Annotated in this window: 8 protein-coding genes and 1 other RNA gene; 3 read left to right on the top strand and 6 right to left on the bottom strand. The window is 65.1% G+C overall.

From position 1 onward, the window contains the following. Positions 1-78: 78 nt before the first annotated feature. Positions 79-1113, top strand: coding sequence for an MBL fold metallo-hydrolase (locus VK98_RS10140; protein WP_048413913.1), 1035 nt, complete (start codon positions 79-81; stop codon positions 1111-1113). Positions 1114-1280: 167 nt separating this feature from the next. Next, complete coding sequence (argS, locus tag VK98_RS10135) at positions 1281-2999, top strand: arginine--tRNA ligase (protein WP_048413912.1); 1719 nt, start codon at positions 1281-1283, stop codon at positions 2997-2999. Between the two features lie 79 nt (positions 3000-3078). Here the strand turns inward: argS and VK98_RS10130 are convergent, their stop codons facing one another. The 3 genes from VK98_RS10130 to ssrA form a co-directional block, all read right to left on the bottom strand. Further along, positions 3079-3273, bottom strand: coding sequence for a hypothetical protein (locus VK98_RS10130; RefSeq protein WP_048413911.1), 195 nt, complete (start codon positions 3271-3273; stop codon positions 3079-3081). 75 nt (positions 3274-3348) lie between these two features. Beyond that, entirely contained in the window at positions 3349-5043 is a 1695-nt protein-coding gene (locus VK98_RS10125; RefSeq protein WP_048414020.1) for a diguanylate cyclase, read from the bottom strand. A gap of 172 nt (positions 5044-5215) precedes the next feature. Beyond that, positions 5216-5580: a transfer-messenger RNA gene (ssrA, locus tag VK98_RS23310) on the bottom strand. Between the two features lie 469 nt (positions 5581-6049). On the opposite strand from ssrA, the gene VK98_RS10120 reads away from it, so the two are divergent. Beyond that, complete coding sequence (locus VK98_RS10120) at positions 6050-6493, top strand: hypothetical protein (protein ID WP_146176120.1); 444 nt, start codon at positions 6050-6052, stop codon at positions 6491-6493. A gap of 183 nt (positions 6494-6676) precedes the next feature. On the opposite strand, the gene VK98_RS10115 is transcribed toward VK98_RS10120, so the two are convergent. From VK98_RS10115 to VK98_RS10105, 3 genes are all read right to left on the bottom strand, one after another. Then, complete coding sequence (locus VK98_RS10115) at positions 6677-7777, bottom strand: two-component system response regulator (protein WP_048413910.1); 1101 nt, start codon at positions 7775-7777, stop codon at positions 6677-6679. Further along, entirely contained in the window at positions 7774-10872 is a 3099-nt protein-coding gene (locus VK98_RS10110; protein ID WP_053077321.1) for a response regulator, read from the bottom strand. Before VK98_RS10110 ends, VK98_RS10115 begins: the two co-directional genes overlap by 4 nt. Positions 10873-11091: 219 nt before the next feature. After that, positions 11092-12405 carry an amidohydrolase family protein gene (locus tag VK98_RS10105; RefSeq protein ID WP_048413909.1) on the bottom strand — a complete coding sequence of 438 codons (1314 nt, stop codon included), beginning with the start codon at positions 12403-12405 and terminating at the stop codon, positions 11092-11094. Between the last annotated feature and the right edge of the window lie 5 nt (positions 12406-12410).

Here is a 12410-nt window from a genome sequence, read left to right as displayed (position 1 = left end):
AAGACGACGGCGCCGGCCGTCTTTCGTTTTCCTCCGCCATCGGCGACAATGCCGGAATCTTTTTCTTATGGTTTTGTCATGTCGCGATTGAAGTCCTGGCTGCAAGACCGCTGGCCGCTGCCCGTCTACCGGCCGGACCCGCGGCAGCCGCATCATCAGGCGGACGGCTACCGCAATCTGTTCCCGTTCCAGCAACCGAGACTGGCCGACGTGCTGCGCTGGGAGTGGCGGCGCGGCCGCATGCCGGCGGTGACGCACAGGCTGGAGCGCATCCCGCGCCGGGCGCCGGAGCTGGCCGCGCTGCAGACCAACCGGGGACGGCCGTCGCTGACCTGGGTCGCCCACGCCACCAGCTTCATTCAGTTGTGCGGCAAAAACATCCTGATCGACCCGATCTGGTCGCGACGCGCCTCGCCGTTTCAGTGGGTCGGGCCGGAGCGGCGGCTGCCGCCGCCGATGGCGCTGCAAGAGCTGCCCGCCATCGATCTGGTGCTGATCACTCACAATCATTACGATCATCTGGATTTCAACACCGTGCGCCGGCTGGCGCGCCAGCCGGCCGGCTGCCCGCGTTTCGCCTCGCCGCTGGGCGTGGGCGTGACCTTGCGGCGCGCCGGCGTGCCGGCGTCGCGCATTCAGGAGCTGGACTGGTGGCAGCGCTGCCGGCTGGACGGCGTGGAGGCGGAGCTGACGCCGGCCCACCACTGGAGCAAGCGCTGGATGGCCGGCGATGAAAACCGCGCGCTGTGGGGCGGCTTCGCCGTGCGCGGCGACGGGCTGCAATTCTGGTATCCCGGCGACACCGGCTATCAGGACCAGCTGTTCCGGCTGATAGGCGAGCGCCTGGGCGCGGTGGATCTCGCCCTGCTGCCGATAGGCGCTTACGAGCCGCGCTGGTTTCTCAGCCCCCAGCACGTGAATCCGGAGGAGGCGGTGCGCATTCTGCTGGACACCGGGGCGCGCGCCGCCTGGGCGGTGCATTGGGGCAGCTTCATCCTCACCGACGAGCCGTTGGATCGGCCGCAGGACGATCTTGCCGCGGCCTTAGCGCAATGGAATATCCCCGCCGGCGTGTTCCAACTGCCGGCCATGGGCGAAACCCGCTGGTTTTGAGCCGATTGCCGGCAGAAAATCCCAAGCGCGGCGGCTCGGCAAGCACTTTGCCTATATGGCTTGGCCGCAAGCATTGCCCCTGATGGCAAGCGGGAATACAATCAAGCAGTAGTTTTTTTCAGAAGCGAAGACTAATTTTCGTTTTCGCGGCAATTCTTGGGGCTCTAATGACTATTCTTCAACTGATCAATCAACGGGTGCAGGCAGCCCTGGCGGCAGCCGGCGCGCCGGACGCGCCCGCCGTGGTGCAGCCGGCGTCCAAGCCGGAATTCGGCGACTATCAAGCCAACGGCGTGATGGGCGCTGCCAAGCAGCTTAAGACCAACCCGCGCGAACTGGCCCAGAAAGTGGTCGCCGCGCTGGATCTTGCCGGCATCGCCGACAAGGTGGAAATCGCCGGTCCGGGTTTCATCAATATTCATTTAGCCCCTGAATATCTTGCCCGACGAAGCGAAGCCGCCCTGAAAGACGACAAGCTCGGCATCCGTCGCGTTGCGCCGCAACGCGTGATGGTGGAGTACTCCTCGCCCAATCTGGCCAAGGAAATGCACGTCGGCCACCTGCGCTCCAGCATCATCGGCGACGCGCTGGCCCGAGTGATGGAATTCGTCGGCCACGACGTGGTGCGCGCCAACCACGTGGGCGACTGGGGCACCCAGTTCGGCATGCTGACCGCCTACCTGGTGGAAACCAGCCACGCCGGCGACGCCGAACTGCAGCTGTCCGACCTGGAAACCTTCTACCGCAACGCCAAGGTGCGTTTCGACGAAAGCGAAGACTTCGCCAACCGCGCCCGCGACTACGTGGTCAAGCTGCAAGGCGGCGACCAGGAAGTGCTGAAGCTGTGGGAGCAGTTCGTCGACGTGTCGCTGAAGCATTGCGAAGCGGTGTACCAGAAGCTCAACGTCGGCCTCAAGCGCGAGCACGTGCGCGGCGAATCCTCGTACAACGACGACCTGCCGGTCATCGTCGACGAGTTGCGCGCGGCCAGCCTGCTGACCGAGGACGACGGCGCCCAAGTGGTGTTCCTGGACGAGTTCCGCACCCAGGAAGACAAGCCTATGGGCGTGATCATCCAGAAAAAGGACGGCGGCTATCTGTACACCACCACCGACCTTGGCGCGGTGCGCTACCGTCACAAAACCCTGAACCTGGACCGCGTGATCTACGTGGTGGACGCGCGTCAGAGCCAGCACTTCGCCCAGATGTTCTCCATTTGCCGCAAGGCCGGCTTCGCGCCTGAGAGCATGAAGCTGGAGCACGTTGGTTTCGGCGTGATGATGGGCGACGACGGCAAGCCGTTCAAGACCCGCTCCGGCGGCACCGTCAAGCTGATCGAGCTGTTGCAGGAAGCGGAAGAGCGCGCCTTCGCGCTGGTGTCGGAGAAGAACCCGGACCTGCCGGAAGCCGAGCGCCGCGAGATCGCCGCCGCAGTCGGCATCGGCGCGGTCAAGTACGCCGACCTGTCCAAGAACCGGATGAGCGATTACATCTTCAACTGGGACACCATGCTGGCCTTCGAGGGCAATACCGCGCCCTATCTGCAATACGCCTACACCCGCGTGCAGAGCGTGTTCCGCAAGGCGGACGGCTACGACGCCAACGCCGCCATCGTCATCACCGAGTCGGCGGAGAAGCACCTGGCCGCAGCCTTGTCCCAGTTCGAGGACACCTTGCAGGCGGTGGTGGACGGCTGCTATCCGCACTATCTGTCCCAGTACCTGTACAACATCGCCACGCTGTTCTCGCGCTTCTACGAGGCTTGCCCCATTCTGAAGAGCGAGGGCGAAGTCCGCGCCAGCCGTCTGCAACTGTCGGCGCTGACCGCCAAGACGCTGAAAACCGGTCTGGATCTGTTGGGCATCAAGGTGCTGGATTCGATGTAAGCCGGCCTGATCGGCTTAAGCATGCCGCCCGCGCTTTGCGCCGGCGGCATTTTTCATGGTACGCGGAAATCGGCGGCGTTCAGCGCGCCGACGACGGCTTGCCTGCGTCGGCATCCGCGTCGGCGTCCGCCGCCGGCTTGTCCGTGTTGGCGCGCGTCGGGTCGCTCGCCGCGGCGTGGAGCATGTCCAGCACCTTGGACAGGCCCGCTGGCAGGGCGGAGGCCGGGCGTCCCGTGTCGATGTGGTATTTGGCCGATGGCGCTTGCTTTTTCATATTCGCTTCCTTGGCGTTGGGGCGGCGGATCGCTGTCGATGTCCATGTCATTGATCGGCCGCCGATGAGGCACTTTTAATGCGATCCGTCCGCCGTGTCCAGCGCCACTTGGTTTCGGCCGTTGGCCTTGGCGCGGTACAGGGCCTGGTCGGCGCGCTTCACCACCGCTTCCGCTTGCGCGTCGGCGGGACGGGCCATGGCCAGGCCGATGCTGATCGTGACCGTGCCGACATCCGGCGCTTGCGCGTGCTCGACGGCGGCGCGGATTTTTTCGGCCAGCACCGCGGCGCCGCTGTCGTCGGTGTCGGGCAGCAGCAGCAGGAATTCTTCGCCGCCGTAGCGGGCGGTGAAGTCCGTGAGGCGGGCGGTGGCCTGCAAAAGCTGGGCGATGTGGCGCAGCACGCGGTCGCCGGCGTCGTGGCCAAAGCTGTCGTTGACGCGCTTGAAGTGGTCAACGTCCAGCAACAACACCGAGTACGGCGCGCCGCTGCGTCCGTAGCGCAGATGTTCGTCGCGCAGCTGTTCGTTGCAGGCCATGCGATTGTTCAGCCCGGTGAGCGCGTCGCTGCGCGCCTGCTGTGCCAGCCGCGTGGCGGTGCGCACCAGTTCGTGGTTGACCTCGCGCAGGGAGTCGGTGCGCTCCTCCACGAGTTGTTCCAGCTTGGCGTTGATGTCGGTCAGTTCCTGCTTGCGGGCCAGCAGGGCGGTGGCCATGTTCCGCATCGCCCGCGACAGCTGCCGCAGCTCCTGGGCGCCGCTGGCCAGCGTCCAGTCGGCGTGCTCGTCTCCCTGGCCGATGCGCTGGGCAATGCCGGCCAATTGCTCCAGGGGCTGGCTGAACAGCGCGGCCAGCCGGTAGACGGCGACCATCAGCAGCAAGGTGGCGGCCAGGCCCAGCAGGATCAGGCTGGCCCGCAACTGGCTCAGGGCCGCCAGCGCCTGTTGCCGCGGCTGGCGGACGACCACGCGCCAGTCCAATCCGGCCTCGCGGACCCGGGCCTCGCTATACAGATAGTCCTTGCCGTCGGGCCAGGCCCCCAGGTGGAAGTCCCGCCCGGAAGGCAGCGGCGCGGGCGCGCCTTCCTTGCCTATCGCCTCGAAGGGCGACAGCATATTGTTGCGCTTGTCGATGATGAAGACTTGCTGCGAAGTCTTGGCCGGCAGGCGCTCCCGTATCGTTTCCTCCACCCAGGCCCAGAGCGCGTGCGTGGCCAGCACCCCGCGCAGCTTGCCGGCGGGATCGTAAATCGGGGAGGCGAAGTCGACGAAGCGCAGCGGCTCTCCGTTGCGGGCGGTGGAGGGGATGAGCTTTGCCAGCAGCACCGCCTGGTGGACGTCGCCGACAAAGGGGGCGCTGCGGCCGTGAATGAACCAGGGCCGCTTGGCCGCGCTCTGGCCTTGCAGCATGCCGCTGGTGGCGGAGACGATGTTGCCGTCCGGATCGGCGATGCCTATCCAGGCGTAGTAGCGGTAGGCTCGCTTGGTGCGCTCCAGGCTGTTGCGCAGATCGTCGCCGTCCAGCGGCGCGCGGACGTAGGCGGGGGTCTGCGCCAGCAGCACGACCTCGCGATGGCGTTCCTGCAGATTGGTGGCGATGGCTTTAGCGATGTTGTCCGCCAGCGCGTGCATGGCTTCGCCCTGGTTCTGCACGATGCGGCTGCTCAGCACTTGGTCCAGGAAGAGCGCGGCCAGCAGCGCCGAGGCGAGAAACAGTCCGCCGAACAGCGCGGTCAGCCGTAGCCGGAAGCTGTCCGGCAAGCTTGGGAACATGCGGGGCATGGTCGCTTTGCGGGGGTGGCGATGACTGGATTATAGATGCGGCGCGAGTCGGGACGCACGCCGAAGAGAGCGGGGCGCGTTGGGCGCGAGGCGACAAAAAACCCCGAAAGCCTTGAGCCATCGGGGTTTTGTAGTCTTCATGACGCGTCATGAAACAGTGTTGTGGTGGAGGCGGCGGGAATCGAACCCGCGTCCGAAAGTCCTCTACAGTGAGTTCTACATACTTAGTCGTGTCATTTGGATTTAACCGCTGCCACGCCGACGGACAGGCTGGACTTTGGCGAGTTACCTATTGTTTCGCACTATGCCAAGTAACCCGACATAGCACTAGCAGATGTAAAGTGACACTACAGGGTTTTGACGCCCCCGGCCCATCTGCGAACCGTTGTAGTGTCTAGCTAGCCCTTAGGCTGCCAGAGCGTAAGTTTCGTCGTTTGCGACTAAATAAACTCAGTGTTTTACGGGGTGACTGAAATCCCGGTATGCCCTCATCTGCTTCGCAACCCTCGTCGAAACCAGGTCGCCCCCAGATAAGAATCCAGATTATATAGACAATGCGCGCCCAAGGCTAGTTCCGCGGCCGTTTTTGTACGAATTCAACCGCAGCGGGGCGGGGCCGGGCGGCGAGGCCGGCAAGAGATGACGGTTGTCATAGGGTTGCGCTTGAAACGGATTCAGTGTTTTCGCCGCGCAAGCCGGCGTCCGGCGAGTGTGGGAAATCAGGCTGTCGGAAATCAGGACCGTGGTCTAGATTGATAGTTTTATCAATGCGCAATTGAGCGGAACGCTCCGGGTTTCGATTATCCTATTTTCATGGATGCGGGAAGTCGTTCGGAAAATTTCAGTTTTTAAGCTTTTCTCCTTCAGGCGCTGAATGCGGCCGGGCCAATTTCAAATTAATGGGCTTTTTACGCGTCAACATTTGCAACTTCAGTTGGATTGACTATGTTGACTTCATGACTGGCCGCAAATGCGTACTTCTCAGCGAGGAGGAAATATGATGGATAAAGAGGCGCTCAGGCAGGAAGCCATGAGGTGGCGAAACTGGTTTAGCAAAGGTCAGCGGCTTTGGAGCTTCGCCCATCATACGGCCATTTTCGGATCTATCCTCTGCAGCGTGGTGGTGGGCGGCCTGCTGCAGGTGCAAGGACATGACCTGAAGGGTTATTCCACGGTGCTGACTTCAATCGCTGCGGCCTTGTCCAGCTTGGCCGCCGCCGGAGGCTTCGAGCGCAAGTGGAAAAGCAACCGCTTGAGCCGCAGCCGGGTGGACGGCTTGCTGATCGATATTGAAGCGGGTTCGTACAGCATGTCGGAATTGGCTTGTCAATTGAAGGAAATCATTTCCAAGCATGATCTGGACGTGACAAAAAGAGACAGTATGGAGCCCTTGCTGGTGGAGCATAAAACCAGCAGCACCGTTAAATCTCTGCTTTCCTAAGCGACGTTCCCGTAAATGAAAAAGCGCTGATGGCGGCCATGGCGCTTTGATTCGCAATGTAAAAACAGCCCCGTCGTTTATCCGGCGCGGGCTGTTTTTTTATCGCTTGGCGAATGGCGGCGCATTTTGTTTGAGTGGCGCTTGTCGTTGACGAGGCCGGCGCGCCGCTTTGCCGTCGGAGGCCTAGTCGGTATAGCGCGCGGCAATGGCGCGGAAGGTCTCCGTGATGGTCAGGAAGGCGGCGACGATGTCCGGATCGAAATGGTTGCCGCAGCCTTCGCGAATGATGGCGACCGCCTGTTCATGGGGGAAGGGCGGTTTGTAGACGCGGCGGGAGATCAGGGCGTCGTAAACGTCCGCCACCGCCATCAGCCGGGCGGACACCGGGATTGCGTCGCCGGCCAGGCCCTGGGGGTAGCCGCTGCCGTCCCATTTTTCCTGATGGCCGTAGGCGATTTCCTTGGCGTGACGCAGAAAGCTGCTGGGGGAGTCCAGCAGCCTCTCCGCCGCGGCGATGGTGTCGCGTCCCAGCGTGGTGTGGGTTTTCATCACTTCGAACTCTTCCGGCGTCAGCTTGTCCGGCTTCAGCAGGATGTGGTCCGGAATGCCCACCTTGCCGATGTCGTGCAAGGGCGCGGACTTGAACAGCTCTTGAATGGTTTCCTCGTCCAGCGCGGCCTTGAAGCGCGGGTGCTGGCGCAATTGCGTGCACAGGGCAAGCACGTAGTTCTGCGTCCGGCGCAGATGGTTGCCGGTTTCGTGGTCGCGGGTCTCCGCCAGCGAGGCCAGCGCCAGGATGGTGACGTCCTGCACCACTTGCACCTCGTGGATGCGGCGTTCCACCTCGCTTTGCAGGAAGGCGGCCTTGTCTTCCAGGAAGTCGGAGGCGGCCTTGAGCCGCAGATGGGTTTTGACCCGGGCCAGCACGATGGGCGGCGAGATCGGCTTGATGATGTAATCCACCGCGCCGGCGTCGAAGCCGGCCTGTTCGTTTTCGTTCTCGCCCATCGCGGTCAGAAAGATCACCGGAATCCTCGCGGTGCGCGGGTTGGCCTTGACCTGGCGGCAGGTTTCAAAGCCGCCGATGCCGGGCATCATCACGTCCAGCAGCAGCAGGTCGGGCAGCGCTTCCCCTTCCAGCAGCTCCAGCGCGCGCTCGCCGCTGTTGGCGATCTGAGTCCGGTAGTGATCCTTCAGCAAGCCATAAAGCAAGGTGAGGTTTTCCGGGGTGTCGTCCACGATCAGAACGGTCTGGCGCGGCGCGGCAGAGGCGGAGTCCGTCATCTTATGTCCTCCGACAAGGGAATGCGTTGGGCGGCTGCGGCGTGGCGCAGCAGCGTCAGCGCGTTGACGAAGTCGAACTGGTTCAGCGCTTTTTCAAAGTCGGCGAATTCGCCGGGGCCGAACAGGGCGCGCAGGGCCGAGGTCTGCTGCAGGAAAAGTTCCAGGGCGTCGCCGTCGCTGGCGGCCAGCAGGGCGGCCAGCCGCTGCAGCAGCACCGGGCCGGCCGGCGCGTCGGCGTTCGGCGCGCCTACGCCGGATAAGCGGTCTTCCGCTTCCAGGCCGGCGCGCAGCGCCGTCATCACCTGTTCCAGCGCCTGTTCCAGCGGCGCCAGACGGACGTCGCCGCGCGCGCGCAAATCCCGCTCCAGCGCGGCGGCGGCCTCGTGCAGCTGCACGCAGCCCACATTGCCGCTGACGCCCTTGAGCGTGTGCACGGTGCGCTCGGCCTGGACGTAGTCGCCGATTTCCAGCGCCGCGGACAGCCGCGCGGCGGCGTCCGCCTCTTCGGCGACGAATTGGCGCAGCAGGTGCAGATACAGTTCGCGCTTGCCGGCCACGCGTTTCAAGCCGGCTTGTTGATCCAGGCCGGGGATGTCCGGCAGCGCCAGCGCGGACGAGGCGGCGTGGCGGATTTCCGCGCCCGGCGGTATCGGTTTGACCCAGCGCAGCAGGGTCAGGAACATCGCGTGCGGGTCAATCGGCTTGGCGATGTAATCGTCCATGCCGGCGTTCATGCAGTCTTCCCGCTCTTCAGACAGCGCGTCCGCCGTCATCGCCAACACCGGCAAGGAGGCGAACTGGGGGTCCGCCTTGATTTGCCGGGTGGCCGAGATGCCGTCCAGCACCGGCATCTGCACGTCCATCAGCACCGCGTCGAAGCCCTGCGGCCCCATCGCGGCCAGGCGCGCCAGCGCCTCGCCGCCGTGATTGGCCAAGGTCACCAGCGCGCCCGCGTCGCCCAGCAGCTCCACGGCGATCTGCTGATTCACCAGATTGTCCTCCACCAGCAGCAGGCGCACGCCGTCCAGCCGCGGCAGCTCTTCCGTCAGCGCCACCATGCCGTGATCCCGTTGCGGTCCGAACATCGCCAGCACCACGTCGTACAGCGAGGACAGGCTGACGGGCTTGATCAAAACCGCGTCGCAGCCGCTGAGCTCGCCCTGGGCGCGCACGTCGTCGCGGCCAAAGGCGGTGGCCAGCACGACCTTGACGCTGCGGCTGATGCTGCGGATCTGGGAGATGGTTTCCACTCCGTTCATGCCCGGCATCATCCAGTCCACGAACACCGCGTCGAACGGTCGGTCCAGATTGGCCTGGGCGATCGCCGCCACCGCCTCCGGTCCGGAGGCGCAGGCGTGGGCGAAAAAGCCCAGCGAGCGCAGCTGGTCGGACAGGATGTCCCTGGCCGACGCGTTGTCGTCCACCACCAGCACGCGCAGGCCCTTGATTTCGCCGGGCAGGCCCTGGCGGCGGGTGTCCACCGCGGAGGACACGCCCAGCCAGGCGTTGAACATGAACAGGCTGCCCCAGCCCGGGGCGGACTCCACCCGGATGGAGCCGCCCATCAGCTCCACCAGCCGCTTGGCGATGGTCAGGCCCAGGCCGGTGCCGCCAAAGCGGCGCGTGGTGGAGCCGTCCGCCTGGCTGAACGGCTGGAACAGCCGCGCCGCCTGTTCCTCGCTCATGCCGATGCCGGTGTCGTGCACGCAAAAGCGCAGCTGGACCTTGTCGCCCACTTGCTCCAGCCGGCTGATGATGATGGCCACCTGGCCCTTTTCCGTGAACTTGATCGCGTTGTTGCTCAAATTGATCAGCACCTGGCTGAGCCGCAGGGCGTCGCCCACCAGGCCCTTGGGCACGTCCGAGCCCACTTCGAACAGCAGCTCCAGCGATTTGTCGGTCGCCTTTTGCGCCACCAGCGAGGACACCGCCTCCAGCACATCGTCCAGCCAGAACGGTTCGGCCTCCATTTCCAGCTTGCCGGCCTCCACTTTGGAAAAGTCCAGGATGTCGTTGATGATGCCCAGCAGGGAGGTGCCGGCGTTGTGGATTTTGCTGACGTAGTCGCGCTGCTGTCCGGACAGCTTGGTTTTCAGCGCCAGATAGGACATGCCGATGATGGCGTTCATAGGCGTGCGGATTTCATGGCTCATATTGGCCAGGAACATCGACTTGGCCTGGGTGGCGTCTTCCGCCTGCTGCTTGGCCACGCGCAGCTGCCCGGCGGTGTCCGCCAGGCGCGCGTAGAGCAGGCCGTTTTCCAGCAGCAGGATGATGAGCACGAAGCTGGCGGACAGCAAGCCGTAGCCGCGGCCGGCGTAAAAGCCCAGATCGAAGCGGCTGGCGTTGAGCATGGCGGACAAGGCGATGTCGCACAACCAGGCCGTCATCACCACCGCCAGCCAGACGTCCAGCAAGGTGCGCGTCCAGCGCCGCAGCAAGAGCAGCAGCGCCAGCGCGCTGAAGCCCCAGACCGCGGACACCACGCCGAACATGATGGGGGTGTAGCGGCTGCCTTGCATGATGGGGGGGAACCAGGGGTGGCCGAGCGTGGCCAGCGCCGTCAGCGCCGCCATCAGCGCCAGCGAGCCGAAGACGCAGCCCAGCACCGCCGGCAGCGGGCTGGCAAAGCGCTTCGGGCCGTCGTCGCGTTGAGCGAGCAGCACGTAGGCCAGCACCATCAGCGGAAAACCGCCGTGCCAGAACATATACATCCAGGCCGTGGTCTGCGGTCCGGCCCCCAGCAGGCCGCCGGGCGCGAACACGCCTGGAAAGGTCAGCGCGTGCGCCATCGCCATCAGCGCGGTGAACAGATAGGCGGTCGCCAGGGCCAGCAGGGCGCGGGCGCGCAAGATCGCGTATTGGCCGAACAGCAGCGCCGCGGTGACCAGATCGCACACCGCCATCGCCGCCTGATACGCGGGGATGAAGGCGGGAATCTTGGGCAGGGGCAGTTTGGCGAAGGGTAGCGCGCAGACGAACACCAGCACGGACACCACGATGGCGGCCAGCGCCATCCGGCGCTGCGCGCGGCTGGGCGGCAAGGTGGACAGAAACTCGAAGGCGTCGTTGCCGGAGGCGGGCGTCTGCTGCATGCGTCGAAGCTCCATCGATCAACGGATTCCGTGTTTATGAAGCAATCATATTTTGCTGTTTTATAGCATATGAGTCCGCAAGCAGGGATGGAATGTCCACGGTTTATCCGCATGTTTCCGGGCGCCGGACGCGCCGAAGGGCGCGGCGGAACCTGGCTTGACGGGACAGGCGAGCGTCGTCGGATCGGCGCCGCCGAGCGAGGGAGGGCGCGGCGGGGCTCACGGCGCCAGCGGCGCCACGCCGGCGTACACCTTGCGCAGCGCGGCGCGAATGTCGTCCAGCCGCTGTTCGCCCTTGGGCGTATTGGGGGTTTGCGCGCAGAGCCGCTTGGGCGCGCCGTCCACGGTCAGCGCGTCGCAGTCGGCGCGGCCGGCCGCCGTCATCGTCTCGTTGTCGCCGTAAAGCAGCCGGCCGTCCACCAGCACCGCGGCCACGTCGCGCAGCCGGGCGTCCAGCAGCGATTGGCCGGGGGTGGCGGCGCGGCTGGACAGGATGACGACGTCGGCCTTCAAGCCGGCGCGCAGTTCGCCGATGTAGTCGTCCAGGGCCAGCGCCTGCGCCGGGTGGCTGGTGATCATGGCCACCCAGTCCCGCTCCCGGATCGCGCCCTGGAATTGTTGCTGGTTGACGCGTTCCGCCACGCGCAGCTCGTCGAACAGATTGTCGCTGCCGGTGGGGTTCCAATCCACGCCCAGCGACACCGGCACGCCGTGGCGCAGGGCGAGGTCGACGCGGGTGGTGCGGCCGTACAAGGCCAGATTGCTTTGCGGGGACCAGATCAGCTTGCTGCCCGTCGCGCCCATCTGGCGGAATTCCTCGTCGCCGAAGGCGGTGCCGTGGATGACGGCGGTGCCGGGGGCGAGCAGGCCCTTGGCCTTGAGCGTGGCGAATTCCGCCAGCGCGTCGGCGTCCACGCCTTCGGCGACGTGGATCAGGAAGGCGTCGGTCGCGTTCCAGTCGATCTTGGGCGCGCCGCCGACGTCAAGGATGAAGGTGCGGACGTGGGCGGAGGAGACCGGCAGACCGGATTGAGGGTTTTCCGCATTGCGGATCAGCCCTTGCAGGCAGCGGCCGGCGGGCGAGCCCTGGATGGTGGTGACACCGCTGATCAGAGCCTTGGCCTCGCCGTATTTCACCATTTCGCAGCTCAGGCCGCTTTTCTTCAATTGATCGTAGGGCCGCTTGAACGCCTTGTAGGCGGCGGCGCGCTGCCATTGGCCGCGGTTCTGGTAAAGCTTGGGCGGCGCCCATTTGGGCAGGGCGTTGTAGGCCACGTGATTGTGGGCGTCGATGAAGCCGGGAAAGACGTAGCCCTCGCTCACCGTCAGCACCGTGGCGCCGGCGGGTTCGACGCAGTCCGCGCCGGCGCAGACGATGCGGTCGCCGGCCAACACCAGCCGGCCGTCGCTCTCTTGTCCCGCCAGCACCAGGCGGCCGCGGATCACCAGGTTCTCGCCGTCGCCCGGCGTCACCGTCACCCCGGCGTAGGCCGGCAGCAGCGCGGCGCACAGCAGCCATCCCAAGCGTTTCATCTCGC

It is taken from the genome of Chromobacterium sp. LK11 (assembly GCF_001043705.1).
Taxonomy (GTDB): domain Bacteria; phylum Pseudomonadota; class Gammaproteobacteria; order Burkholderiales; family Chromobacteriaceae; genus Chromobacterium; species Chromobacterium alkanivorans.
Note: the sequence above shows the minus strand (reverse complement) of the source record. Positions and strands in the feature narration are given on the sequence as shown.